This is a genomic window from Labrys sp. 22185, assembly GCF_052045555.1.
GTDB lineage: Bacteria > Pseudomonadota > Alphaproteobacteria > Rhizobiales > Labraceae > Labrys > Labrys neptuniae.
Genome location: NZ_JBQEPH010000001.1, coordinates 757,848 through 784,385 on the forward strand (window position 1 = coordinate 757,848; position 26,538 = coordinate 784,385).

A 26,538-nucleotide genomic window follows, 5' to 3' on the forward strand; every position below is an offset into this window, starting at 1 on the left:
ACCGGCTTGGTCGGTGTGGAGGCTCCATGACGGGCAGGAAGCGTCTGCCACCCTTCCCGCAGGCTACCGTTCGCCAGCCCTTCCCGACGTCCGCAGCCATGGCGCCGGCTCCGGCCGCGCGGCCCCTGGTCAGCGTGGTGATGCCGGTCCACAACCGGGTGCGCTACTGCGCCGAGGCGATCGACAGCATATTGAGCCAGACGCTGGCCGATTTCGAACTCGTCATCGTAGACGACGGCTCGACGGACGGCACTTCCGCCTTCCTCGAATGGTATCGCGGGCTGGATGTGCGCATCCGGCTGTTCCGCAATGAGGTCAATCGGGGTGTTTCCGCCAGCCTCAACCACGGCATCGCGCAAGCGCGCTGCGATCTGGTGGTTCGCATGGATTCGGACGACATCTCTTTGCCCGAAAGACTCGCGCGCCAGGTCGCGTTCATGACTGCTCATCCCGAAATTCTGGCCGCCGGCAGTGCCCTCAGGATGATCGATGCGGGAGGAAACATCGCCGGTCCGCCGTCGAAGGTCGAAACCGACCCACAGATCCTGCATTTCCGTCCAAGCCTGGCCCATCCGACCACCATATTGCGGCGCGAGGCGGTCCTGAGCGTCGGCGGGTATCGGCCTGCCTTCGATCATGCCGAGGATGTCGATTTGTGGTTTCGCCTCGGCGAGGTCGGCATGCTGGGCAACCACCCCGAGGTTCTCCTGCACTATCGTGCTCACCCCGGCAACGTCCATCAGACCCATCGGCGCCGCCAGTCGTTCCTGGCTGAGATGGCGGCCTTGGCCGCCTATCGGCGGCGGAATGGCTGGGGTGATCCGGTGCATGCCGAAGCCCGCTATGAAGAGGCCGAATTGGCCGATCTTCTGGGCTGGAGCGAGAAGGCGCGACAGGCCTTCCTTCGGCGCATGGAGGCATAGGGAAGGGCGGTCCCGGCCTCAGTTCAGCCCCGGTTCATCTTGTAGGCTGCTTATTCACCCGGCTGGGTGCATAGTCTTGCGTTACAGGATCCCTCTTCATGTCGACCCGACGTCGTTTTCTCGCTGGAGCTGCCGCCGCCGGCGCCACCATGCTTGCCGCTCCTGCGCTGGCGCAGAACCTGATCGAATGGCGGATGGCGACGGCCTGGCCGAAGGGCCTGCCGGGAGCGGGCACCGGCGCTCAGCGCCTGGCCGATCGGATCGGCGTGCTCACCCAGGGCCAGCTCACCATCAAGCTCTACGCGGCCGGCGAATTGGTGCCGGGGGACCAGAACATGGCGGCCGTGATGGCCGGCGATGTGGAGATGTCGCATGACATGTCGGCCTATTATCTTTCCAAATCGCCGGCCTTCGCTTTCTTTTCGGCCATTCCCTTCGGCCTGATCGCCCAGGAGTTCGATGCCTGGCTCTATGCCGGCGGGGGCAGGGCGCTATGGGACGAACTGGGTGGGCAGTTCGGCATCAAGGCCTTTGCGGCCGGCAATACCGGCGCGCGCCTGGGCGGCTGGTTCCGCCGGGAGATCAACGGCGTCGCCGATCTCAAGGGCCTGCGTTTCCGCATCGGCGGCCTGGCCGGTCAGGCCCTCGCCAGGCTCGGCGTTCAGCAGATGCTGATGCCCGGCTCCCAGATCCTGCCCAGACTCCAGGCCGACGAATTGGATGCGGCGGAGTTCATGGGACCGGTCAACGATCTCAGCTTCGGTTTCCAGAATGCCGCCAAGTTCTGCTATTGGCCTGGCTTCCAGGAGCCTTGTGCGGCGCTGCAGCTCCAGGTCAACCGTGCCAAGTTCGACGACTTGCCGGCCACCCACAAAGTGGCGATCGAGGTTGCATGCGCCGAGGAGAATGCCCGCTCCCTGGCCGAATACGGCGCCCGAGCGCCCGCAGCGATCGCCCAGGCGGTGACGCAGCAGGGCGTCGTTCTCAAGCAGTTCCCCGACGAGGTGTTTCAGGCTTTCGGTACGGCCAGCGGGCAGGTTCTCAGCGAAATCATCGAAAATGGCGACGAATTCATGCGCCGCCTCGCCGCCTCTTATTTCGGCTTCCGCCAGCAGACCCTGCTGTGGACCCGTATCGGCGACCAAGGTTACGCCAATATGCGCCTGCTCACCTACGACTATCCCAAAGGCAGCTGATTGCGTCCTTGTCCTGTCGGTGTGCGCCGACCGGACAATTCTTGCCTGTGTTTTGGGCCGGAGCTTGGAGCTCGAGGGGCGGGTTTGCCGTGTAGCGATGTTTTTTACCATTTTTATACGATTGGTATGACGTAAAGTTATTTTCTTATCCAATGGCAACGTCGCTTTGAAGTTTTCGATCGTTGACTTGTAGAAAAACGCCAGCCGATTACCTTTGAATGCAAATATGCGTCACTTCATGGGAATTACCTATTTAAGAATATGCGGAATGTTCAAACTTTATCGAATGTTTCGGTGGATCAGTTTATTGAGGTGATAGGATTGATTGCGTGGTTAACCGTTTATTCATGATGATATACGGTGGTGGGTTGATTGGCGGAGGTTGTTTGGCGTAAGGTTCGGCTCCGGGGCGGCGCCCTCGTATAGGGGTTCAGTGGGGGCGCTGGTCTATGGCGTGGGGCGATCGACAAGCGATGAGGGGGCTCAGCAGGCTCGAACGCCTGATGCCGGCGCGGCAGCGTCTGGCCAAGGGGTTGGCCCTGTCAGTGGCTGTCGCAGCGCTCATTGCCGGGGCAAAGCCTCAGCCTGCCGCAGCCTTCAAGCTCTTTGGCTATAATTTCTTCGGATCGGACGAGAAGCCGGTCTCACCCGATGCCCAGACCTACAAGATCGAAGTGGTGATCGCGGGCGGGGACAAGACGATCAAGTCGGCGGTCGAGGGCGCATCCTCCCTCTATAGCGGTAAGGATGAGACGCCGCCGCCGAGCACGCCCGCCTTCCTCTCCAAGGCGCGGACCGAATATGATCGCATTCTCGGCACGCTCTATGCCAATGCGCGCTATGGCGCCTCCATCTCGATCATGGTCAATGGGCGCAAGCTCGAGGATATTCCCATCGATGCCACCTTGCCGCATCCGGTTCCGGTGGTGATCAACGTCAATCCTGGCCCGGTCTTCACTTTCGGCCGGATCAGGATGGAGAATCGGGCGCCGCACAGCCCGATCGACGACATTCCCAAGACCAAGACGCCCGAGCGTCTCGGCCTCGAGCCGGGGCATCAGGCCAATTCGGACATCGTGCTGTCGGCGGAACAGGCGATGATCGATGCCTGGCGGCGCCAGGGCTATCCCAAGGCCAAGGCCCTGCCGCGCGTCATCACCGCCGATCACGACAACAACCGGCTCGATGTCACACTGGCGGTCGAGCCGGGGCGCCTGGCCCATTATGGGCGCATGACCGTCGACGGCACCAAGGACATGAATCCGGCTTTCGTGGCGCGCCAGACCGGGCTCCGGCCCGGCGATCAGTATGATCCGGCCGAGATCGAGCTCGCCAAGCGGCGCTTGCAGCGCCTACAGGTGTTCTCGACCACCAGCATCGTGGAGGGCGATGCGATTGCGGCCGACAGCACCATGCCGCTGATGGTCACCGTGTCGGAACGCCCGCTGCATGTTTTCGGTGCCGGCGCTGAATATTCCACCACCGACGGCATCGGCCTCAATGGCTATTGGGAGCATCGCAACCTGTTCGGCGAGGCCGAGCGCCTGCGTTTCGATGCAACGGTCGCGGGCGTCGATTCGACCGACCCGACCAAGTTCACCTATTCGGGCGGCGTCACCTTCGTGAAGCCGGGGATCTTCGACCCCTTCACCGACCTCACCGCGCAATTGCTGGCCAAGCGAGAGGTCTATGATCCCTATTCCCAGAATACGTTCCGTGCCCGCGTCGGGCTTGCCCACGAGTTCTCCGAACGGTTGACCGGCAAGATTGCGATCAACGGCGAATACGACCAGGTCGAAGATTTCTACGGCAAGCGCAATCTCCTGCTGTTCAGCCTGCCTGGCGAGCTTGCCTACGACACCACCGACGACAAGCTGGAGCCGACGCGCGGCTATCGCCTGAAAGGAACGCTCGAGCCATTCTACGAGGCCAAGTTCGGCAATTTCGGCGCGGTGACGCGCATCGACGGTTCGGCCTATTTCTCCTTCGATGCGATGGGGCGCTATGTCCTGGCCGGCCGGGTTGCGGTCGGCTCCATCGTCGGGGCGCCGGCCAACGAATTGCCGGGCGATCGCATGTTCTATGCGGGCGGCGGTGGCTCGGTGCGCGGCTATAATTTCCGCAGCCTCGGTCCCAAGCTCGACAATGGCTTCGTCGTGGGCGGCCGCTCCTTGCTGGAGGGCTCGCTCGAAATGCGCATCAAGGTCACCGACAGTATCGGCATCGTGCCCTTCGTCGATGCGGGCAGCGCCTTCTCGACCTCCTATCCTTCTTTCGACGAGGACATGAAGATTGGTGCCGGTGTCGGTCTGCGCTACTATACCAGCCTCGGAGCGATCCGCGTGGACATCGCCAGGGGGCTCACGCCCGTCAAGGGCTTCGTCATCGAGGATGGTAAGGTCAAGAAGAAGAACACACCGCCTTTCGCCCTTTATATCGGATTGGGAGAAAGCTTCTGATGCGGCGCCGGATCGTTCTCTTCACTGCCGTCGCGGTGGTGGCCGTTCCCCTCGGTCTCAAGGCGCTCGCGCCGGCGCGCGCCGACGACGCCAGCGAGAAGTCGTGGTTCATCACCTATGTCGAGGACACCATCTCGACACCGGACCAGAAGATTTCGCTTGGCCAGATCGATGGCGCCCTGTCGTCCGATGTGAGGATCTCTTCCATCACCATCGCCGACCGGCAAGGCGTGTGGCTGACCATCAAGGACGCCCATCTGGTCTGGAGCCGGCTTGCCCTGATGAGCAAGAAGCTCGATGTCGACCTTCTCGAAGCGGGTTCGATCGAGATCACCCGCAAGCCCAATCCGCCCCAGGGCGTGCAGCCGGCCGCCAGCGAGGGCGGCTTCTCCCTGCCCGAACTGCCGGTTTCGGTGAAACTCGGCAAGCTCGCCGTGCCCGTGGTCAAGCTCTCCGCGGCCCTCGCCGGAGAGGATACGGTGTTCGACGTCGGCGGCAATGCCCTGCTGGCGGACGGCAAGCTGCATTCGGAATTGCTGATCAAGCGTACGCAGCCGGCCGGTGGCGATCTCACCTTCACCGCCGATTTCGACAATGCCACCAAGCAATTGGGCCTCAATCTTTCACTGCAGGAACCGCATGGCGGCTTCCTGAGCAGCATGCTGAAGGTGCCCGGCTCGCCGCCGCTCGGCTTCACCATCGTCGGTTCCGGCCCCCTCGACAATTTCGCCGCCGATATCGCCCTTTCGGCCGACGGCAACAAACTGTTCGGCGGCAAGACGACGCTTGCCCAGGGGGGGAATGGCGTTACCTTCAAGGCCGATCTCGGGGGCAATTTGGAACGGCTGGTCGATCCGGCCTATGCGGATTTCGTCCGGGGCCAGTCGGCCCTCTCGATCGAGGGCGGCCAGGTTGCGGGCGGTGGCTATGAACTCAAGCATGCGACCGTCAAATCCGGCGTGCTGGACCTTGCCCTCGCGGGTACGCTATCGCCCGATGCCTTTCCGACCAAGCTCAAGTTGGACGGCAAGTTCGGTGCCGAGGACGGCCACGACATCCTGTTGCCGGGAGGCAATGCCCGTATCAGGGGAATGACCCTGGCCGCCCAGTTCGGCGATGGCGGCTGGACCGCGAATTTCGATCTGCAGAAGCTGGTTGCCGGGACTGTCGCCGCCGAGAGCGCCACCATCAAGGCCGGCGGTGACGCCCAGAACCTCGCCGATCCACAAAAGCGGAGCCTCACCTTCAAGGTCGACGGGCGGGGAGACAAGCTCAGTTCGTCCGATGCCGGGCTTGCCAAGGCGCTCGGCAGCAGCCTCGGCCTCACCGCAGCCGGCAAGTGGCAGGCGGGGCAGCCTGTGGTCGTCGACGGCGTGCGTCTCGCGGCAAACGCCTTCCAGGCCGGCTTCACCGGTATCGTCGGTACCAAGATGAGCGGCATCTACTCGCTGGCCACGCCCGATATCTCGGTATTCTCCGGCCTTGCGGGACGCGAATTGCGCGGCAAGGCCGATCTGACCGCCAAGGGCGACGTCGCTCTCGCGGGCGGCGGTCTCGCTTTGACCTTCGAAGGCAAGGCCAGCGACATCGTGCTCGGCGATCCGCGCCTCGATGCCGTGCTCAAGGGAGCGACCGATCTCAAGGGCGGCGTCAGACGCGACGCCGAAGGCCTGCATTTCGACAAGATCACCCTGGGCAACCAGCAGTTCAATGCCTCGGCCGATGGGCTTTATGGCGCCAAGGCGATGGATTTCAAGGCCACGGCCAGCCTTGCCGACATCAAGCTGGTGACGGGTAACGCTTCCGGCGCCGTCGACGTCAATGCCAGCCTGAAGGGCAGTGCCGAAAAGCCCGACGTCGTCGCCGATCTCGTCGCGCCCAAGCTGGTGCTGCAGGGCAAGCCCTTCACCGACGGCAAGGCCAATTTCACCGGCAGTGTCGCCGGCCCCGCCGTCAACGGCGTATTTTCGCTGTCCGGCCAGCTCGACCGCATGCCGGTGAAGGCGGGCGCGACCATCGCCACGCTGGCGGATGGTACCCACCAGATCAACGGCCTCAATGCCAGCGCGGGAGCTGCCCAGCTTGCCGGCGACCTTGCCGTCACCCCGAACGGGCGTGCCAGTGGCCAGCTCAATGCGGCGATCCCGGACATGGCCGCGATTGCGCCGCTGCTGCTGATGAAGGCTTCCGGTTCGCTGACCGCCAATATCGGCCTGTCCGTCGAGGGTAACAAGCAGAACGCCGCGATCAAGGCGCAGGCCAAGGCGCTCAAGATCGAGGCCAACAGCATCGGCTCCGCCACCATCGACCTGACCGGGCAGGATCTCACGGGTGTTCCGGCACTCGCCGGCACAGCCAACGCCGCCAATGTCCAGGCCGGCTCCTTCATCCTCAGCCAGCTGCAGGCCAGCGCCAAGCCGGAGGGCGAGAACGCCACCGCCTTCCAGCTTCAGGGCACCATGCCGAAGGGCAAGCTCGCGCTCGCAGGCGCGGTGAAGCCGGCCGGCGATGGGCTCGACGCCCGGCTCGACAAGCTCGACGTTTCACAGCAGGGTATCTCCGCCTCCCTCCAGTCGCCGGTCACCATCGCCAGCCGCAAGAGCGGGGTCACCATCCCCAAGGCCGTGCTCAGGATCGGGCAGGGCGGCGTCGTGTCCGTCGACGGTAAGGTCGGCGAGACGCTGGCGATGAATATCGTCGTCGGCCAGCTGCCACTGTCTCTGGCCAATATCGCTTCGCCCGGTCTCGGCGCCACGGGCACGCTGTCGGCCAATGTGAAGCTTTCCGGCAAGCCCGCCGATCCGGTGGCGGAGTTCGACGTGAAGGGCAGCGGCCTCGGTGTCGCCGCCGCGAAGGGCTTCGGCATTCCGGCCCTGCAGCTTGCCGCCAATGGCCGCTATGCCGGCAAGGCCGTCACGATTGGTAGCGCCAGCCTGACGGGAGTGGGGGGCCTGTCGGTCACCGCGCGCGGTCACGTGCCCTTGCAGGGGGCCGGCCTTTCCGTCGATGTGCAGGCGTCGGCGCCGCTCGCTCTGGCCAATGGCGCCCTGCGTGATCGCGGCGGCCGCGCCACCGGCACACTCACCCTCAACGCCAAGGCCGGCGGCTCGATCGCCGCGCCGGCCGTGTCGGGCCAGGCCGTGATATCAGGCGGCACGGTGACCGATCCCGAAACGGGCATGAAGCTGACGGGGATCGGCAGCACGATCCGCTTCGATCGCGACCGGGCAACCATTGCCCAGTTCAGCGCGACCACCCAGGGCGGCGGTTCTATCGGTGTCAGCGGTTCGATCGGCCTGAAGCCCGATTTCGCCGCCGACCTGAAGATCACCACGCGCAACGCCAAGCTCACCGACGGCAGTCTGGCGACGGCGATCGTCTCCAGCGACATCACGGTGCGCGGCCCGCTGATGGTCAAGCCGGTCATCGGTGGCCGTATCGAGATCCAGCGTGCAGAGATCACCATTCCCGAGCGCTTTGCCGCCAATGCCGCCATGCTCGGCGTCAGGCATCTCAAGCCGCCGCGTGAGGTAACCCGGACCCTGGCAAAGGCGAAGGACACCGCCGCGGCAGGCAAACCCAAGAAGGGCAAGGCCAGTTCCGGCCCGAATGTGGTGCTCGACCTGACCATCGATGCGCCGGCCCGCATCTTCGTGCGTGGCCGCGGCATCGATGCCGAACTCGGCGGCCAGATGGCGCTGAAGGGTTCGGTCGCCAACATATCGCCGGTGGGCTTCCTGGAGATGCGGCGTGGCTCGCTCGACGTCATCGGCCAGCACATCGTGTTCGACTCGGGCAAGGTAACCCTGGTCGGCGATCTCGATCCCAACATCGATTTCGTCGCCTCTACCCGCAACAGCTCGATCACGGTGACGGTGCGGGTGACCGGGCGGGCTTCCGATCCGCAGATCGTGCTCTCCTCGGTGCCCCAGCTGCCGCAGGACGAGGTGATGGCGCGCTTCCTGTTCGGTCGCAGCATCCAGGACCTGTCGCCGCTGCAGCTCGCCCAGCTTGCCACGGCCGTGGCCCAGCTCGCCGGCGGCCCCTCCGGTCCCGGCCTGCTCGACAGCATCCGCAAGTCGACCGGCCTCGACAATCTCGGCGTGGTCACCGATTCCAGCGGCAACGCCGCCGTGCAGGCCGGCACTTATATCGGCGACAAGATCTATCTGGGCGTGACCTCGGGCGTCGGCGGCCAGACCGACGCCACCATCAATCTCGACGTCACCAGGAACCTCAAGCTGCGCGGCCAGGCCGGCACCGACGGCTCGAAGGGCGGCATCTACTACGAGCGCGAATATTGAGGAACGGCGTTCGCCTTAGGGTTCGTCAATGAACGAATCGGCCCGGCCTTTGTCATTGCCGGGCTTGACCCGGCAATCCAGACCCCTCTGCCCGGGCATGACAAAGGCGGCGTTTAGGTGTCACCGGCCGATGCCTTAGCGGCCGCCTGCAACGCGCAGGATCGAGCCGGTGACGTAGCTCGCCGCTTCCGACAACAGATAGAGCGTTGCATCGGCAATTTCGTCGGCGGCGCCGATACGCTGCATCGGAATGCTCGGCCTGATGCGTTCCACGCGTCCGGCGTCGCCGGTGCTGCGGGCATGGATCTCGGTGTCGACCATGCCGGGCTGGATGGCATTGACACGCACGCCCTCGGTGGCGAGCTCGCGGGCGAGGCCGTAGGTCAATCCGTCGATTGCGGCCTTGGATGCGGCATACCAGACATATTCGCCCGGCGAGCCCAAGGTCGCCGCGGCGGAGGACATGTTGACGATGGCCCCGCCCGGGCCGCCCAGCCGGGTCGAAAGCCGCTTGGCCGCCTCGCGTGCCACCAGGATGGCGCCGGTGACGTTGACGTCGATCGTCTCTCGTATGACGGCGGGATCGGTGTCGGCGAGCCGTCCGGACTTGCCGGTGATGCCGGCATTGTTGACCAGATGCGTCAGCCTGCCGAAATCGTCGACGGCGGCGAACAGGGCCGCAATGTCGTCTTCCTTGGCCATGTCGCCGGCACGGAGCAGTACCCGCGCACCCGCATGCCGGGCAGCTTCCGCCACGGCCTCGGCCGCGGCATGGTCGCTGCGGTAGTTGATGACGAGGTCGTAGCCGGCTTGGGCAGCCTTGAGCGAGACGGCGGCTCCGATGCCGCGGCTTCCGCCGGTGACGAGAAGGAGAGGGCGCTGCGACATCGAGAACTCCCGGCTTGTGATCGGCCTTGGCTGGCTCAAGGGGATGGACGTGATCTGATCGTTCAGAGAGGGGAGACATCTCCCGGTTCGATGGGAACTGCCTCGCGGATCACCCATTCGGCAATCCCATCGACGTCGTCGAGCTCGAAGCGCGGCATCGGGAAGGGGCCGGGTGCGTCCGTGGCGATGGCGCGAATATAGGGATCGCCGGGATAGATGTAATCCTTGTCGGTCGCCGTGCGATGCACCTCGATCTTGGGATGCGGATCGCTCTTGAACCCTTCGACGATGACGAGGTCGACTGGCGACAATCGCCGGAGGAGTTCGGTGAGGGGCGGCTCGGGAGCGCCGCGCAGCTCATGCATCAGCGCGAAACGATGGGCCGAGGCGACCAGCACTTCCCGGGCGCCCGATTCACGGTGGATGTAGGAGTCCTTGCCCGGCTTGTCGACATCGAAGGCGTGGTGGGCGTGCTTGATGGTCGATACCGTCAGGCCGCGCTGGAGCAGGGCGGGAATCAGCGCTGCGATCAGGGTCGTCTTGCCGGCGCCGCTCCAGCCCGACAGGCCCATAAGCCGCATCATGACCGCGGTCCCTTGCGGATGTGGTGCGCAGTAAAGCCCTGCTCATCGCTGCGCCCTTCGTAGATGTCTCCCGTTTCACGCATGAGATTGGGCAGGTCGATCGCTGCCATCGGATCGGTGCATTCGAGGATGAGGCGGTCGCCAGGCGCCAGGCGCGCCAGCTCCTTCTGTGCGCGCAGCACGGGCAGCGGGCATTTGAGGCCGCGCAGATCGATGCGCAGGGCCGGGGCGGTCGCCGACGGAGAGGAGGGATGAGCGGACATATCACCGCTCTAGCGAGCCGGAGCCCGCCATTCAACCATTGTGCGTCGTCGCGACGCATCTCCGCCCTGTCGGGGTTGAAGAAATCCCGGAAAAGTCCCTCTGGGCTTGCTCGACATGCCTTTGGCATGGAACATCTCGAGCGGCGGCACGGCGACCTTCAGCCGCCATCGATCTCGGAAAGGCGAGGCAGTGTCGTTGAACCAGGACGAGCAGAAGACAGGCAGCGCCATCATGGGCGTGATCCTCGCGGGCGGCTTGTCGCGCCGCATGGGTGGCGGCGATAAGGGACTGTCCCTGCTGGGCGGGCGGACGATTCTTGAACGCATCGCCGCGCGCCTGCGTCCGCAGGTCCGCGCCCTCTTTCTCAACGCCAATGGGGATGCTGCGCGCTTCGAGACACTGTCTCTTCCGATCCTGCCGGACGGCGTGCCGGATTTTCCGGGACCGCTGGCCGGTGTGCTCGCCGGTCTCGATCATGCGGCGCAGGCCGGTTTTAACGAGGTCGCCGTGGTGCCTTGTGACGCTCCCTTCCTGCCGGCGGATCTGGTGGCAAGGTTGCGGGCGGGGACACAGGCGGGAAGAGGTGCCGTCGCAGTCTCGGCCGGCCGGCGCCATCCGACGGCGGCGCTCTGGCCCGTTCATCTGCGTAGTGCCCTGCGGAAGGCCTTGGTCGAGGAGGATCAGCGCCGGGTGGAGGCCATTCTTCGCCGCCACGATTTCGCGGAAGTGACGTGGCCGGCCGAGCCCTTCGATCCCTTCGCCAATGTCAACGATTCCGCCGGAATGGCTGAGGCGGAGGCGCTCCTCGCCCGTTTCCCGGCGGCCTGACTGCGGAAGCCGTCCCATCGCGCGCTAGTGCCGCCATCTGGCCTTAATTCCGCACCGGTGATAGAAGCGCGGCGATTGCTAGAGCTTTTTGCGACCGACGGGGCATCCCGGGAAACGCAGAGGCGCGTTGAAACCAAGGTCGGAGTGCAGCGGGGTTTGGCAAGAACCTGCGCTGCTCCAGGAGTTGCCACCATTTCCACAGAGGCTCAGAACACTGTCCGCGCCATGCCGTTGCTGCGGCGCCTGTTCTCCGATGAAGGAAGCAAGCACACCCGCGCCTATGGCGTGGCGATTGCTGCCGGCGCGATCGAAGCGTCCATGGGCGGGCTGGTGGCCTGGCTGATCGGGCCGGTCATTCGCGCCATGTGGGACAAGCAGAGCATGGGGCAGATCACAGGCTTTGCCCTGCTGGTCGTCGTGGTCTTCCTGGTTCGCGGCGCGGCTGCCTATACCAAGGACACCGTGCTCGCCCGCATCGGCAACTCCATCATCGCCAGCGTGCAGCAGCGGCTGTTCGATCATGTCGTGAAGCAGGACATGGCCTATTTCACCGCGCGCCATTCCACCGAAATGGTGGCCTCGAATACTTTCGTGGCCAATTCCTCGCGCATCGCCTCCAATCTTCTGGTCACCTCGGTCTCCAACGTGCTGCAGGTCGGTGCACTGATCGCCGTGATGATCATGCGTGATCCGCTATTGGCCTTGTCTGCCCTCGTGGTGATGCCGCCTGCCGTGCTCGGCATCCGCTATATCACCAAGCGGATCCGGCGTGTGGTGAAGCGCCAATATCAGAGCACCGCGCAGATCACCGGAATCATTCAGGAAACCTCGCAAGGGATCCGGGTGGTCAAGTCCTTCGGCATGGAGCAGGCCATGCGGGCCCGCATGGCAGCCGGCGTGGCCGAGGCCCAGGCAGCCGCCAACAAGATGGCGGGGCTCGGCAATCGTTCTGGCCCGATCATGGAGACAATGGCCGGTTTTGCCGTTGCGGCGGTCATCATCTATGGCGGTTGGCGTATCACCGCCGGCCAGCTCACAGTCGACGAGTTGATCTCTTTCCTGTTCGCCTTCCTCACCGCTTATGCGCCGTCCAAGGCACTCGCTCGCGTCAATGTCGACTTGAACGCCGCCGTTACCGGCGTGAGCATGTTTTACGACATCATCGATCAGCCGGCGCGCGAAGGGGCAGGCGAGAGCAAGAAGCCCGCCTTCGTCAACAGAGGTGGCCATATCGCCTTCGATCAGGTGAGCTTCGGCTACAAGCCGGACGAGCCGGTGCTCAACGATCTCTCGCTGGTCGCCGAGGCCGGCAAGACGACCGCTCTGGTCGGTCCGTCCGGCAGCGGCAAGTCGACCGTGCTCAACCTGATCCTGCGCTTCTATGAGCCGGACTCCGGCGCGATCGAAATCGACGGGCAGGACATCGCGTCGGTTTCCGTCGCCAGCCTCCGCAGTGCCATGGCCTATGTCGGCCAGGACGTCTTCCTGTTCGCCGGCACCATCCGGGAGAATATCGCCTTCGGCCGGCCGGGTGCCTCGCAGGAGGCGATCGAGGCGGCAGCCAAGGCCGCCTATGCCCATGATTTCATCGTGGATTTCGACCGGGAATACGACACCGAGGTCGGTGAGCGCGGCCTGCAGCTTTCCGGCGGGCAGCGTGCCCGCATCGCGATCGCGCGTGCCATCCTGCGTGATGCCTCGATCATTCTCCTGGACGAGGCCACGGCCGCATTGGACTCGCAATCCGAACAGGCGGTGCAGAATGCCCTCGACGATCTCTGCGCCGGCCGCACCGTCGTGGTAATCGCCCACCGGCTGCAGACCATCCAGGAAGCCGACAAGATCTGCGTGATCGACGGCGGCCGGCTGGTGGAGGAGGGCAGCCATGAGGCGCTGCTCGCCAGGGCAGGGCGCTATGCCGCCCTCCATGCCGTGCAGTTCCGCGACGAGCCCCAGCTCCTGCCTCTCTGAAGAAGGTTTTGTTTCGTGAAATCCGTTGCTCTCTTCGATCTCGACGGCACTTTGGTCGATGCCGATCACCTGCATTACGAGGCCTGGCGCGAGATGGTGGCGCCGCACGGGATCGAGCTTTCCCTCGACACCTATGTCTCCGAGATCATGGGCCAGCCCAACAGCCTGCTTGCCAGGAATTTCCTGAAGGATCTCGACGAAGATGCCGCCCTCAAGCTCGTCGACGACAAGGAGGCGATGTTCCGCAGCCTCTTCGTGGGGCTGAAGCCGGCGAAGGGACTGACGGATTTCCTCGACTGGCTGGAGCAGAACGGGGTGCCGGTCGGCGTGGTCACCAATGCACCGCGGGACAATGCAGAGCATCAGCTGGTCAATCTGGGCCTGGTGGAACGCTTTCCGACCGTGGTGATCGGCGCTGAGGTTGCCAATCCCAAGCCCCATCCCGATCCTTACCTTGTCGGCCTGGAGCGCCTGTACGGACGGGCCGCTTCCAGCCTGGCCTTCGAGGATTCGCGCTCGGGCATCACGGCTGGCAAGGCAGCGGGCCTTGCCGTGATCGGTCTTGCCACCAGCATGAGCGAGGAGGCGCTGCTGGCGGCCGGCGTGGAACTGGCGATTCCCGACTATACGGATTCGCGCCTCCGACCCTTCGCCGCAGCTCGGCTCGGTATCGCCTGATCGCAGGCCGGTGACCCAGCTCCGTCATGGCGCGGATGCTGGGTGAGGCCCCAAGTCTTGGCCTGTCGTCGGCAGAGGGCGGCTGCCGCGATGAAACGGACTTTCCCTCGTGCCGGGAAAGCGCTAACACGAGAATTGTCTCATGGGGTGCCCGCAAGGGCTGAGAAGACGATGGCCGCAAGCTACGTCTAACCCATCGAACCTGATCCGGGTCGTGCCGGCGGAGGGATGAGCTTCGAAGCTTTCAGCTTCACCTCAATTTTCTTCACCGCCGTCATCCGTATCGAACCGTTTTCGACATGGAGGACGCTATGCTGAGGAAACTGCTCGCCGCTCTCGCACTGGCCACCGTCGCCACAACGGCCTCGGCCGACGACAAGCCGGTGCTCACCGTCTACACTTATGAGAGCTTCTCCGGCGAATATGGCCCCGGCAAGCCGCTGCAAACCGCCTTCGAGGCCAAGTGCAACTGCAAGCTGACCTATGTCACCGCCGATGATGGTGGCGCCCTCTTCGCCAAGCTCAAGCTCGAAGGGGCCTCGACCAAGGCCGACGTCGTCGTCGGGCTCGACGACAATCTGATGGGAGAGGCGGAGAAATCAGGCCTGTTCGCGCCGCATGGCGTGGCAGCCGAGAAGCTCTCTCTGCCCGAGCCTTGGACCAACAAGACCTTCATTCCCTATGACTGGGGCTATTTCGCCTTCGTCTATGACAGCGACAAGCTCAAGACCCCGCCCGCCAGCCTGAAGGATCTCGTCGACGACAAGAACGGTCCCAAGCTGGTGATCGAGGATCCGCGCACCTCCACGCCGGGCCTTGGCCTGCTCGCATGGATGAAGGCCGTGTATGGCGACAAGGCCTCCGACGCCTGGAAATCCTTGAAGCCCCGCATCGTCACGGTCACTTCGGGCTGGTCGGAAGCCTATGGGCTCTTCCTGAAGGGCGAGGCCGACATGGTGCTCTCCTATTCGACCTCGCCCGCCTACCATATCGGTGCCGAGAAGAAGACCAACTACAAGGCTGCGATGTTCCCGGAAGGCCATCAGACCCAGGTCGAGGTCGCCGGGGTGACGGCGAGTTCAAAGCAGCAGGAACTCGGGCGCCAGTTCCTCACCTTCCTCATCTCCGACGAGGCCCAGTCCGTCCTGCCCGAGACCAATTGGATGTATCCGGCCAGGACGCCCGCTGCCGGCCTGCCGGAGAGCTTCAAGGCCGTTGCCGTGCCCGCCAAGGCCCTGATGGCGGATCCGGCCAAGCTCGCCGAGAACCGCAAGGCCTGGATCGACGAATGGCTGGCCGCCATGGCGAAGTGAGGAAGGGCAGGTGAAGCTCGACGCTGGTCCTTTACCCTCCCCTGGAGGGGGAGGGGCGACACGAAGTGTCGGGGTGGGGTGGGATGCACTGGCCCTTCCAAATCGTCTTCCCTCGGCCAAAGCTGAAATATTTTGCAAAGAGTCACTCCACCCCGGCCTTTCAGGCCGACCCTCCCCCTCCAGGGGAGGTAAAGATGCTTCAATCTGAATGCCCGGCCTGATTCTCCTCGGCGGCCTTGCCGCACTCGTGCTCGCCGCGCTCGCCAGCCTGTTTCTCGCGGCTGGCGGCGACGCCTGGCAGGGCAATGTCGGTTATCTCGTCTCGATCGCCGGTTTCACCGTCTATCAGGCGCTGCTCTCCACTCTGCTGTCGCTCTCGTTCGGGGCGCTCGTGGCCCTGGCGCTGGCCCGGCGGCAATTTCCCGGACGTCGGCTGCTGCTGGCCCTGTTCGGCGTTGCAGCGGCTTTGCCCTCGATCGTCGCCGTGTTCGCCTTTGCCGGCATCTACGGTAGGGCCGGCATCGCCAACACCGTGCTGGGTGCCATCGGCCTGCCGGCCATCTCGCTGTACGGGCTCACCGGCATCCTGATGGTGCATGTGTTCTTCAACGGTGCCTTCGCGAGCCGGGTGTTCCTTGCGGCGCTGGAGGCGGTGCCGGGCGAGCATTGGCGGCTGGCAGCCTCGCTCGGCATGCCTCCGGCTACCATCTTTCGCCGCATCGACTGGCCGGTGCTGAGGCGGGACCTGCCGGCGCTCGCGCTCCTGATCTTCATCGCCTGCGCGACGTCCTTCGCCATTCCCCTTACGCTCGGAGGCGGGCCGGGGAGTGCCACGTTCGAGGTTGCAATCTACCAGGCCATCCATTCCGATGCCGATTTTGCCCGGGCCGCGGTGCTGGCCTTGCTGCAGATCGCCGCCATGGCACTGCTGGTGACGCTTGCCGCGCCGTTGCTGGTGCGCCCGCCCGAAGCGGCGAGTGTCGGACGCAGGCTGGAACGGCCCGATCGCGAGGCTGGCTGGCTGCAGCTGGCCGATGCGCTGGTCATCGGCTTTGCGCTGCTTCTGCTGCTGCCACCCTTGCTGGCGGTCATTCACGCGGGCCGCACGCTGATGGCTGGCATCGATCCGCAGGTGCCCCGAGCCCTCGTGACCAGTCTGGTGGTTGCATTGGCGGCTGCCTTGCTGTCGCTGGCCGCTGCCCTCCTGCTGTCGCGTTCGCGCCTGTCGCTGACAAAGCAGGTCTGGCCCCGTCTCGCCCGTCTGATGGCCGCGGGGCCCTTGCTCACACTGGCCGCTCCGCCATTGGCTTTCGCAGCGGGTCTCTACGTGATCGCCCGCGCCTTGGGCGCGACCGATTTCGTGGCGATGCCGGCTCTCATCCTGGTCAATGCGATGATGGCTCTGCCTTTCGTGCACCGGCTCGTCGATCCGCCCTTGGCTCTGGCTGAGGAGCGGTATGGCCGACTGGCCGACAATCTCGGCCTGACCGGCTGGGCGCGGTTGCGTCTGGTCGAGTGGCCTTTGCTGGCCCCCTCGGCGACGGCGGGTTTCGCCCTTGCCATGGCGCTGTCGCTGGGCGATCTCGGCGTGGTGGCCCTGTTCGGCTCGCAGAGCCTGGTGACACTGCCGGCCTTGCTCTACGCCAAGCTCGGCTCCTACCGTGTCGCCGAGGCGGACGGCATTGCCGCGCTGCTTGCCGGTCTCGTGCTCGTGCTGTTCCTGGTGGCTGGGCGGTTTGGAGGCCGGCATGCTCGTCGTGGATAAACTCACCATCATCATCGACGACTGGACCGGGCGCTACGACCTCACGGTTCCGCGCGGTGCGCTAGCGGCCATGGTCGGTCCTTCCGGCGGCGGTAAGTCCACCTTGCTGCACGCCATTGCCGGTTTCGAAAAGCCGGCAAGCGGCAGGCTCAGCTTCGGGGGGATCGATCTCCTGCCGCTGAAGCCGGCTGACAGGCCGGTGGCCATCGTCTTCCAGGACCATAATCTCCTGCCCAATCTCACGGCCCTGCAGAACGCCGGTCTCGCCCTGTCGCCCTCCCTTCGGCTCTCGGCGGCCGATCGCCAGGCCATCTCGGCGATGCTCGACCATGTCGATCTGGCCGGCATGGAAGCGCGCCTGCCTTCAGAGCTCTCCGGTGGCCAACGCCAGCGCGTCGCGCTCGCGCGTGCCATGCTGACCACGCGCCCGCTGCTGCTGCTCGACGAGCCGCTGACAGGGCTCGATCCCACCATGCGGGCCGACATGATCGATCTCATCGATACGCTGCGTCGCGAGAAGAACCTGACCGTGCTGATGACCACGCATACGCCCGAAGATGTCGAGGGCAGGGCCGATCAGGTCATCACGGTAGCAGATGGACGGGTCGTGGGCTGAGGCGAGGCAACACGGAGGGGCGATCTGCTCCCTCAATTGATGGAACTGCGGAGATCGATCCTCCAGGGTGCCGTGCCTTCGCCGACAAGGAAAAGCGGACTGGAAGTCCGCGCTCCAAGGTCTAAGTTGCTCCTTTGCATGCAGAAGGAATCGCCCGGATGGACGCCAGCGAACTCGCCCGATTGATCGCCCAGGGGCGGGGCACCGAGCCGGCGGATCTGGTGATCAAGAATGTGCGCCTCCTCGACCTTGTCAGCGGCGACCTCGCCGAGACCGATATCGCCATCGGCGGAGATCGCATCGTCGGCACCTATGCCAGCTATCGCGGCCGGCGCGAGATCGACGGGCGCGGGCTTGTGGCCGTGCCCGGTTTCATCGACACGCATCTGCATGTCGAATCCTCGCTCGTCACCCCTCCCGAATTCGACCGCTGCGTGCTCCGGCATGGCGTGACCACGGCCATTTGCGATCCGCACGAGATTTCCAACGTGGTCGGGGCCGATGGCATCCGCTATTTTCTGGAGGCGGCCGGTGAGACGGCGCTGGACCTGCGCGTCCAGCTTTCGAGCTGCGTGCCCTCCACCCATCTGGAGACCGCCGGTGCGAGGCTCGAGGCTGCGGATCTCGCACCCTTCAAGAACCACCCCCGCGTGATCGGCCTTGCCGAGTTCATGAATTTCCCGGGCGTGATCAACGCCGATCCTGCCTGCCTCGCCAAGCTTCTGCCGTTCCAGGACGGCCATATCGACGGCCATGCCCCGCTTCTCATCGGCACTGATCTGAATGCCTATCTCACCGCCCGCATTCGTACTGACCATGAGACGACAACGGCCAGGGAGGGCCGGGAAAAGCTTGCCAAGGGCATGACGCTGCTGATCCGGGAAGGCTCCGTTTCCAAGGATCTGCATGCCCTTGCCGAGTTGATCACGGTCAGGAACTCGCCTTATCTCGCCTTCTGCACCGACGATCGCAATCCCCTCGACATTGCCGAGGAGGGCCATCTGGATTTCATGATCCGCACCGCCATCGCCCTCGGCGCCGAGCCGCTGGCGGCCTATCGTACCGCGACCCTGTCGGCGGCCATGGCCTTCGGGCTCAGGGATCGTGGTGTGATCGCGCCCGGCAAGCGGGCCGATATCGTGCTCATCGAGGATCTCGACCATTGTGCCGTGCGCCAGGTGATCAGCGCCGGCCGGCTGGTGGAGGACGGCTTGTTCGAGGGGCGGACCCGCATTGCACCGGTGGGGCTTGGCTCGATGAAGGCTCCCCGCGTTTCGGCGGCCGATTTCCGCGTCAAGGCAGGCGGGCCGACCGGGCCGGTGATGGGTGTGGTGCCCGGCAAGATCATCACCGAGCATCTGAGGTTGAGCCTGCCCTATGAGAGTGGTTATCGGAATATCGACCTCGACCAGGACGTGGTGAAGGTGGCCGTGGTCGAGCGCCATGGCGTCAACGGCAATATCGGTCGCGGCTTCGTCAAGGGCTTCGGTTTGAAGCAGGGGGCAATCGCTTCCTCGGTGGGACACGATTCGCACAATATCTGCGTGGTCGGTGCCGATGACGCCGACATGGCGCTGGCGGTCAACCGCCTCGGCGAGATCGGCGGCGGCTTCGTGGTGGCCCGGGATGGCGTCATCCTGGCCGAATTGGCGCTGCCGGTGGCGGGCCTGATGAGCTTGCTGACTTTCGAGGAAGTGCGAGACCACCTGATTCCGCTGCGCGCAGCCGCCAAATCCCTTGGTGTCACCCTGGCCGAACCCTTCCTGCAGGTGGCTTTCCTGCCCTTGCCGGTCATTCCCCATCTCAAGATCACCGACAAGGGCATGGTCGACGTCGATCGCTTCGAATTGATCGCCGCTTGAGTCATGGTCTTGACGGTGCTGCATCAGCATTCTGCAACCACCGCTCATGCAGTATTCCGGACTCAGTTTCCAGCTAAAAACTTTTGTGATTTGAATAAATAAACTCAACTCACAGCGATGCGTCGAGCCGATTTTAGTATAAAAGTACGTTTTTTATCAAAGCGCATTTCGCTTCAGAGTACCCGCGATGAAACTCCTCGTCGTCTATTGCCATCCTTGTTCGGAGAGCTTTGGCGCCTCGATCCGGGATACCGCCCTGCGCGCGCTCGACAAGGCGGGGCATGAGGTCCGCCTGATCGACCTTTATGCGCAGGGTTTCAATCCGGTGATGAGTGCAGAGGAAAGGCGCGGCTATCACGAACCGGGCAGCAATGAGGCGCCCGTGGCCGAGCATCTGGCGCAATTGCGCTGGTGCGAGGGGCTCATCTTCATTCATCCCACCTGGTGGTACGGACCGCCGGCCATGCTCAAGGGCTGGCTCGAGCGGGTCTGGGTGCCGCACGCCACCTTCACCATGCCCGAAAACGGCAAGGCGATCGGCCCGGTGCTGACCCAGATCCGCCTGCTGGGCGTCATCTCCACATTGGGATCGCCCTGGTGGTGGTGGACCTTGTTCATGAAGGCGCCTGGACGCAATATTCTTCTGCGCGGCCTGAAGAGTCTTTGCGCTCCGCGTTGCCGCACGATGTGGCTGGCACTGCACCGTCTCGACGAAACCACCGAAAAGCAGCGCCGCTATTTTCTTGCGAAGGTCGAGAAGAGGCTGGCATCCCTCAAGAATTGAGGAGTGCCGGAAGGCGGTTCCGCAGAATGTTGGGAGGATATTTGACCAATTCTAAACACGCGGTCGGTTGACGCGGATGCGCCCCGGGCGGCGGAATTGCCAGCGAGCTCTGCCGAAAGATCCGCAAAGACCGAGTTTTGCCAAGTTTGTGTAAGATGAACGGGTATTCTCACCCTTCGGACTTGACTCAGGCAGCAGCCTATTGTCTCAACGCGCCGTCTCAAACGGGGTTCTTGCATGAGTATCGCCTTCACGTTTCCCGGCCAGGGAAGCCAAAGCGTGGGGATGGGCAAGGCGCTTGCCGATGCCTTTCCCGTAGCCCGCGCCGTCTTCGACGAGATCGACGCAGCGCTTGGCCAGAAGCTGACGGCCGTGATCTGGGATGGCCCGGACAACGACCTCACGCTCACGGAGAACGCCCAGCCGGCGCTGATGGCCGTCTCCCTGGCAGCCTTCCGTGTGCTGCAGGACGAGGCTGGCCTCGATCTCAGGAAACATGCCAGCTTCGTCGCCGGCCATTCGCTCGGCGAATATTCGGCCCTGGCTGCATCGGGGGCGCTGACGATCGCCGATACGGCCCGCCTGCTGCGCATTCGCGGGCGGGCGATGCAGGCCGCGACGCCCGTGGGGACCGGCGCCATGGCCGCCCTCCTCGGTCTCGACTATGAGCAGGCGGCCGCCGTCGCCGCCGAAGCAGCGCAGGGCGAAGTCTGCCAGGCCGCCAACGACAATGCGCCGGGCCAGGTCGTCATTTCCGGCACCAAGGCAGCGGTCGAGCGGGCGGTGGAGATCGCCAAGGGCAAGGGCGCCAAGCGCGCCATCCTCCTGCCGGTTTCGGCTCCTTTCCATTGCGCCCTGATGCAACCGGCTGCCGATGCCATGGCCGAGGCGCTTGAAAAGGTCGCCATCGCAGCGCCGGTCGTGCCTCTGGTTGCCAATGTCCTTGCCCAGCCGATCTCGGATCCTTCCGAGATCCGCCGCCGCCTCGTCGAGCAGGTGACGGGAACCGTCCGCTGGCGGGAAAGTGTCGAATATCTTGCCGGGGCCGGTGTCACCAAGCTGGTGGAGGTCGGCTCTGGAAAGGTTCTGAGCGGGTTGGTCAGGCGTATAGCCTCCGGCGTAGAAGCGGTGAGCATTGGTACACCGGACGATGTAGCGGCATTCGCGCCGACACTGCGATGAAAGGGCCCACGGCCACCCGCTCGACAGCGGGTGGTCATTTCGGGTGAGGATAAACAATAAAGGGTGCGCCCGCAGTGGCCGGCAGCACTCGATTGGGGATGACGATGTTCGACCTTACTGGCAAGATAGCCCTGGTGACCGGCGCCACGGGCGGAATCGGAGCGGCCATTGCCGCATCCCTGCATCGGCAGGGCGCCACGGTGGCGCTTTCCGGTACGCGCAAGGCGGTGCTGGAGGAACTGGCGGCCAAGCTGGGCGAGCGTGCCCACGTCTTCGCCTGCGACCTGACCGACAAGGAACAGCTCGGCGCGCTGGTCCCGAGTGTCGAGGCGGCCCTGGGTCAGCTGGACATCCTGGTCAACAATGCCGGCTTTACCCGCGACAATCTGATGCTGCGCATGAAGGATGAGGACTGGGACAGCGTCATCGCCGTCAACCTCTCTGCTGCCTTCCATCTGTCGCGGGCCGCGGTGAAGGGAATGCTGAAGCGCCGTACCGGCCGCATCATCAACATTGCCTCGCTTTCCGGTGTCATCGGCAATCCCGGCCAGACCAACTATGCCGCCTCCAAGGCCGGCCTGGTCGGCATGTCCAAGTCGCTCGCGCATGAGGTTGCGAGCCGCGGAATCACCGTCAATTGCATCGCGCCGGGCTTCATCGAAACGGCGATGACGGATGCCCTCAACGAGAAGCAAATGGAACCGATCCTTGCCGCGATCCCCGTGCATCGGCTCGGTCATGTCGACGAGATTGCGGCGGCAGCCGTTTACCTTGCCTCTTCAGAGGCTGCCTATACCACCGGGCAAACTTTGAATATTAACGGCGGAATGGCAATGATTTGAACGAGTTAGGCGTCAATTCCACAGTGATTTCCACTGGCGGGATGCCCGCTGGCAATGGCATTTGAAGTGTGTTAATCACCGCCGAGGGACATTCCGATGGCCCCTACGAATGTGATTGTCCGGGATAATCGGAGGTCAATCGAAGGATTGGCCCCGGCTCAAGGAACTATCCAAACACCGACCGCCTCACCGGCGGCGGAATAAAGTGCCGGCAGGCAGTCTTGGTTTATCAAAGGAACGAAAAATGAGCGATATCGCAGACCGCGTGAAGAAGATCGTGGTTGAACACCTCGGCGTCGATCCGGACAAGGTCACCGAGAATGCGAGCTTCATCGACGATCTGGGCGCTGACTCGCTCGACACGGTTGAGCTGGTCATGGCTTTCGAGGAAGAGTTCAACTGCGAAATCCCCGACGATGCCGCAGAGACGATTCTGACCGTCGGCGATGCCGTCAAGTTCCTGACCAAGGCTACGGCCTGAGACGATCGGGGAGCGAAAGCTCCCCGATATCCATCCATCGACCGGCCGGGGGACGAGATTGCATCATTGCCGGGAACCCTGGAGTGACAGCAGGCATAGCGGCTGCCAGTTCAGCGTAAAGGCAATGCGTTCGAGGCATTGGAAGGGCAGCCCTCAGGGCGCCTGCCTTTCAATGCCCGCCTTGCGTCAGGCAATTTTGCGATCAAACGGGTTTGAGTAGCCGGGGAGGGCGATTCCCCGGCCTTTGGAGGTTCTATGAGGCGCGTTGTCGTAACAGGTCTCGGCATGGTCAACCCGATGGGTGGCGATGTCGAAACATCGTGGTCCAATCTCCTTGCGAGCAAGAGCGGCATCGTCAAGATCGACCGTTTCGAGACGGAGGATCTCAAGGCGCGCATTGCCGGCCTCATTCCGCATGGCGATGGCAGCAACGGCACCTACAATGCCGATCAGTGGATGGAGCCCAAGGAGCAGCGCAAGGTCGACGACTTCATCGTCTTCGCCATGGCCGCGGCCACCCAGGCGCTCGACGATGCCGGCTGGCATCCCGCCTCACAGAAGGACCAGGAAGAGACCGGCGTCCTGATCGGTTCGGGCATTGGCGGCCTGCAGGGCATTGAGGATGCCGCGATCACGCTTCGCGATCGCGGTCCCGGCCGCATCTCGCCCTTCTTCATTCCCGGCCGCCTGATCAACCTGGCCGGCGGCCAGGTCTCCATTCGTCACGGCCTGAAGGGGCCGAACCACGCGGTGGTCACGGCCTGCTCGACCGGTGCGCATGCCATTGGCGATGCCGCCCGCCTGATCGCGCTCGGCGATGCCGAGGTGATGGTGGCCGGCGGCACCGAATCCCCGGTCTGCCGTCTCGCCCTTGCGGGTTTTGCCGCATGCCGCGCGTTGTCGACCGGCTTCAACGACGAGCCCACACGTGCCTCGCGCCCCTATGACCGCGATCGCGACGGTTTCGTCATGGGCGAGGGCGCCGGCTGCGTGGTGCTCGAAGAGTATGGTCACGCCAAGGCGCGTGGCGCCAAGATCTACGCCGAAGTCATCGGCTATGGCCTCTCCGGCGATGCCTATCACATCACTGCGCCGTCAGAAGACGGCGACGGCGCCTTCCGCAGCATGCAGATGGCAGTGAAGCGGGCAGGTATCTCCGTCGGCGAGATCGACTACATCAACGCCCACGGCACCTCCACCATGGCGGATACGATCGAGCTCGGCGCCGTCCAGCGCCTGCTCGGAAATGCGTCCGCGACGGCCTCGATGTCGTCGACCAAATCGGCGACCGGCCATCTGCTCGGCGCTGCCGGTGCGATCGAAGCGATCTTCTCGATCCTGGCCCTTCGCGACCAGATCGTGCCGCCCACCATCAATCTGGAGAATCCCGAAGTGGAGACACCGATCGATCTGGTGCCGTTGCAGGCGCGCAAGCGCGAGGTGAATGTGGTGCTCTCCAATTCCTTTGGCTTCGGCGGCACCAACGCGTCCTTGATTCTGCGCAAGGCCGACTGATCCTTCGCCCGAGCAAGGCGCGTTCAGGCATGAACGCGCCTTGCTCGGGTTCCTTGTTTCCGAGCCCATCCAACGGGATTGGCTCGAGCGTCCGTGCGGTTCCTGATGCTTCCAAGAAATCGCAAGACGCCCGGCCCATGGCAGGCATGGGGAACCGGCCGGCATTTCTGCCATATTCGCAGGGCATGTCCCGCTGGGATAGAGGTGTACGGCCTCCGGTTTCGGCAATCGGAGGTCGCCTTATTGTTCGTATTTTGATGCATTTTCGCCGAAACACACTGGTATTTGTGTGGCAAAGCGCATTTTGGCAAAGGCCGTGTTTTGCTCTAACTCTTTGTTTCGACGCGTTTTTGCGATTCTTGGCGATTCTGTGGGAACACAGGGCGCCTCGGGCATGGCACAATAGATCCGCCAGTTGCCAGGCTCTGCGGCCCGCGGTCGAGGCGGGCAAATATGTAGGCGTACGAGGTTTCTATGGTCGATGATCGGGATGATTCGGGACTAGCGAACGAACGCTCGCGCTCCTTCGGGAAAGGTGCTGCCGGCTCGCGCGGATCCCGCAACATGATCCAGCCCGATGCCGTCGCCAAGCCGCCGACACGTTCGAGCGCCGTGCGCAATCCCTTCGTGGTCGCGGGCAACGCGATCTTCGTCCTGCTGATGCTGATCGCCATCGGCGGCTATTTCGGTCTGCGCCAGTTCACCTCGCCCGGGCCGCTCTCCGAAGCCAAGACCGTTTATGTGCCCAAGGGCAGTGGCCGTGACGAGATCGCCGATTCCCTCGAGCGCCAGGGCGTGATCGACAGTGCCACCGTCTTCACCACCGGCGCGTTGATCCTGGGACATAGCAATCTCAAGGCGGGCGAATACGCCTTCAAGCCCGGTGCCTCGATGTATGACGTCATGAACATCCTGGTGGACGGCAAGGTGATCCAGCATTCGATCACCATTCCCGAGGGCCTCACCAGCCAGATGATCATCGATCGTCTGAGCCAGGACGACCTGCTCACCGGCGATGCCCCGCCGGTGCCGCCCGAAGGAGCTCTCCTGCCCGACACCTACAAATATGAGCGTGGCACCACGCGCTCGGCCATGGTGCGCAAGATGCAGGAAGAGCAGAAGGCCCTGGTCGATCAGATCTGGAAGCAGCGCGCGCCCAATCTGCCGCTGAAGAGCCCGGCTGAGATGGTAACGCTGGCCTCGATCGTCGAGAAGGAGACGGGCCAGGCGGACGAGCGACCCCATGTCGCGAGCGTCTTCATCAACAGGCTGCAGAAGAACATGCGCCTGCAATCCGATCCGACCGTGATCTACGGCATGGTTGGCGGCAAGGGTAAGCTGGACAGGGCGCTGACCAGCGCCGACCTCTCGCAGCCGACGCGCTTCAACACCTACACCATAGCCGGCCTGCCGCCTTCCCCCATCGCCAATCCCGGCAGGGCCGCCATGCAGGCCGTGGCGACCCCCGTGGCGACCAAGGATCTCTACTTCGTTGCCGATGGCACGGGTGGGCATGCCTTTGCTCCGACTCTGGACGAGCACAACAAGAATGTCGCCAAATGGCGCCAGTTCCAGCAGCAGGGCGGCAATGCCACCGTCGCACCGCCGCAGCCGACACCTGCGCCGGCACCGGACAATGCCGCAGCGGCGCCGGCGCCAGCCCCGGCCGAGGCCCCCGCAGCCAAGCCACCGCTAAAGCCTTGCAAGAAGGGCAGCAAGGCCTGCAAGCAGCAGACGGAGGCCGAGGCACCGTCTGCGCCCACGCCGCCACCGGTACCAACTCCGTCACCAGCGCCCGCTCCGTCACCGGCACCTGCAGCCGATGTCCCGCTGCCTGCTCCTTCGGCGCCCCCGGCTGCAGAGGCGCCGGCCGTACCCAATGCCGACCCGGCCCAGGCTGGCAAGCCCAAGAAGGGCGGCTTCGACGATCCTGTCGCCAATACCAACCATGACCCGCTGCTCGACAAGACCTTCGATCTGAACTCGCCGCAGTCGGTGCAATAGGCTGGCTGCGTGCGAGCCGCTTGAGCGCGGGGCCGCGGGGCTCTATCTTCTGTCAGGCTTATTCGACGCGCCCGCGGCG

At 64.2% G+C, this 26,538-nt stretch carries 20 protein-coding genes and 1 riboswitch; of the genes, 17 read left to right on the forward strand and 3 right to left on the reverse strand.

Going from position 1 to position 26,538, the window contains the following annotated elements; translation table 11 throughout:
- Positions 1 to 26 precede the first annotated feature (26 nt).
- From ACTJKX_RS03565 to ACTJKX_RS03580, 4 genes are all read left to right on the forward strand, one after another.
- Positions 27 to 923: a glycosyltransferase gene (locus ACTJKX_RS03565; RefSeq protein ID WP_440724393.1), complete on the forward strand. Its 897-nt coding sequence runs from the start codon at positions 27 to 29 to the stop codon at positions 921 to 923.
- A gap of 98 nt (positions 924 to 1,021) precedes the next feature.
- Positions 1,022 to 2,119: a TRAP transporter substrate-binding protein gene (locus tag ACTJKX_RS03570; protein ID WP_440724394.1), complete on the forward strand. Its 1,098-nt coding sequence runs from the start codon at positions 1,022 to 1,024 to the stop codon at positions 2,117 to 2,119.
- Positions 2,120 to 2,592: 473 nt separating this feature from the next.
- Positions 2,593 to 4,578, forward strand: a complete 1,986-nt coding sequence (locus ACTJKX_RS03575) for an autotransporter assembly complex protein TamA (RefSeq protein WP_440724395.1) — start codon at positions 2,593 to 2,595, stop codon at positions 4,576 to 4,578.
- A complete protein-coding gene (locus ACTJKX_RS03580; RefSeq protein WP_440724396.1) occupies positions 4,578 to 8,882 on the forward strand; it encodes a translocation/assembly module TamB domain-containing protein in 4,305 nt (1,434 codons plus the stop codon). The genes ACTJKX_RS03575 and ACTJKX_RS03580 overlap by 1 nt, the downstream gene beginning before the upstream one ends.
- A 135-nt stretch (positions 8,883 to 9,017) precedes the next feature.
- Here the strand turns inward: ACTJKX_RS03580 and ACTJKX_RS03585 are convergent, their stop codons facing one another.
- The 3 genes from ACTJKX_RS03585 to ACTJKX_RS03595 all read right to left on the reverse strand — a co-directional run bounded on the left by ACTJKX_RS03585 (position 9,018) and on the right by ACTJKX_RS03595 (position 10,617).
- Positions 9,018 to 9,770, reverse strand: coding sequence for an SDR family oxidoreductase (locus ACTJKX_RS03585; protein ID WP_440724397.1), 753 nt, complete (start codon positions 9,768 to 9,770; stop codon positions 9,018 to 9,020).
- A 62-nt stretch (positions 9,771 to 9,832) separates the two neighbouring features.
- A complete protein-coding gene (gene mobB, locus ACTJKX_RS03590) occupies positions 9,833 to 10,351 on the reverse strand; it encodes a molybdopterin-guanine dinucleotide biosynthesis protein B (protein ID WP_394310111.1) in 519 nt (172 codons plus the stop codon).
- Positions 10,351 to 10,617, reverse strand: coding sequence for a sulfurtransferase TusA family protein (locus ACTJKX_RS03595; RefSeq protein WP_394309887.1), 267 nt, complete (start codon positions 10,615 to 10,617; stop codon positions 10,351 to 10,353). The genes mobB and ACTJKX_RS03595 overlap by 1 nt, the downstream gene beginning before the upstream one ends.
- A 232-nt stretch (positions 10,618 to 10,849) precedes the next feature.
- Here ACTJKX_RS03595 and mobA point away from each other — a divergent pair, with 232 nt between their 5' ends.
- From mobA to mltG, 13 genes are all read left to right on the forward strand, one after another.
- Entirely contained in the window at positions 10,850 to 11,446 is a 597-nt protein-coding gene (gene mobA, locus ACTJKX_RS03600) for a molybdenum cofactor guanylyltransferase MobA (protein ID WP_440724507.1), read from the forward strand.
- 225 nt (positions 11,447 to 11,671) lie between these two features.
- Positions 11,672 to 13,417, forward strand: a complete 1,746-nt coding sequence (locus ACTJKX_RS03605) for an ABC transporter ATP-binding protein (protein WP_440724398.1) — start codon at positions 11,672 to 11,674, stop codon at positions 13,415 to 13,417.
- A gap of 15 nt (positions 13,418 to 13,432) precedes the next feature.
- Complete coding sequence (locus tag ACTJKX_RS03610; RefSeq protein WP_367623913.1) at positions 13,433 to 14,095, forward strand: HAD family hydrolase; 663 nt, start codon at positions 13,433 to 13,435, stop codon at positions 14,093 to 14,095.
- A gap of 133 nt (positions 14,096 to 14,228) precedes the next feature.
- Positions 14,229 to 14,341: riboswitch (TPP riboswitch) on the forward strand.
- Positions 14,342 to 14,394: 53 nt separating this feature from the next.
- Positions 14,395 to 15,408 carry a thiamine ABC transporter substrate binding subunit gene (gene thiB, locus ACTJKX_RS03615; protein WP_367623912.1) on the forward strand — a complete coding sequence of 338 codons (1,014 nt, stop codon included), beginning with the start codon at positions 14,395 to 14,397 and terminating at the stop codon, positions 15,406 to 15,408.
- A 208-nt stretch (positions 15,409 to 15,616) separates the two neighbouring features.
- Entirely contained in the window at positions 15,617 to 17,173 is a 1,557-nt protein-coding gene (locus ACTJKX_RS03620; protein ID WP_440724399.1) for an ABC transporter permease subunit, read from the forward strand.
- The gene (locus ACTJKX_RS03625; protein ID WP_440724400.1) at positions 17,157 to 17,789 is read left to right on the forward strand and encodes a thiamine ABC transporter ATP-binding protein; all 633 of its coding nucleotides are present in this window, start codon (positions 17,157 to 17,159) and stop codon (positions 17,787 to 17,789) included. The genes ACTJKX_RS03620 and ACTJKX_RS03625 overlap by 17 nt, the downstream gene beginning before the upstream one ends.
- A 158-nt stretch (positions 17,790 to 17,947) precedes the next feature.
- The gene (gene ade / locus ACTJKX_RS03630; RefSeq protein ID WP_440724401.1) at positions 17,948 to 19,651 is read left to right on the forward strand and encodes an adenine deaminase; all 1,704 of its coding nucleotides are present in this window, start codon (positions 17,948 to 17,950) and stop codon (positions 19,649 to 19,651) included.
- A 187-nt stretch (positions 19,652 to 19,838) separates the two neighbouring features.
- On the forward strand, positions 19,839 to 20,435 hold the full coding sequence (locus ACTJKX_RS03635; RefSeq protein ID WP_440724402.1) for an NAD(P)H-dependent oxidoreductase: 597 nt from the start codon (positions 19,839 to 19,841) through the stop codon (positions 20,433 to 20,435).
- Positions 20,436 to 20,672: 237 nt separating this feature from the next.
- Positions 20,673 to 21,617 carry an ACP S-malonyltransferase gene (gene fabD / locus ACTJKX_RS03640; RefSeq protein ID WP_440724403.1) on the forward strand — a complete coding sequence of 315 codons (945 nt, stop codon included), beginning with the start codon at positions 20,673 to 20,675 and terminating at the stop codon, positions 21,615 to 21,617.
- Between the two features lie 104 nt (positions 21,618 to 21,721).
- Positions 21,722 to 22,459 carry a 3-oxoacyl-[acyl-carrier-protein] reductase gene (gene fabG / locus ACTJKX_RS03645; RefSeq protein WP_311933175.1) on the forward strand — a complete coding sequence of 246 codons (738 nt, stop codon included), beginning with the start codon at positions 21,722 to 21,724 and terminating at the stop codon, positions 22,457 to 22,459.
- A gap of 244 nt (positions 22,460 to 22,703) precedes the next feature.
- On the forward strand, positions 22,704 to 22,940 hold the full coding sequence (locus ACTJKX_RS03650) for an acyl carrier protein (RefSeq protein WP_068287214.1): 237 nt from the start codon (positions 22,704 to 22,706) through the stop codon (positions 22,938 to 22,940).
- A gap of 255 nt (positions 22,941 to 23,195) precedes the next feature.
- Entirely contained in the window at positions 23,196 to 24,455 is a 1,260-nt protein-coding gene (gene fabF / locus ACTJKX_RS03655) for a beta-ketoacyl-ACP synthase II (protein ID WP_311933174.1), read from the forward strand.
- A 564-nt stretch (positions 24,456 to 25,019) separates the two neighbouring features.
- On the forward strand, positions 25,020 to 26,459 hold the full coding sequence (gene mltG, locus ACTJKX_RS03660) for an endolytic transglycosylase MltG (RefSeq protein WP_440724404.1): 1,440 nt from the start codon (positions 25,020 to 25,022) through the stop codon (positions 26,457 to 26,459).
- The last annotated feature ends 79 nt before the right edge of the window (positions 26,460 to 26,538 follow it).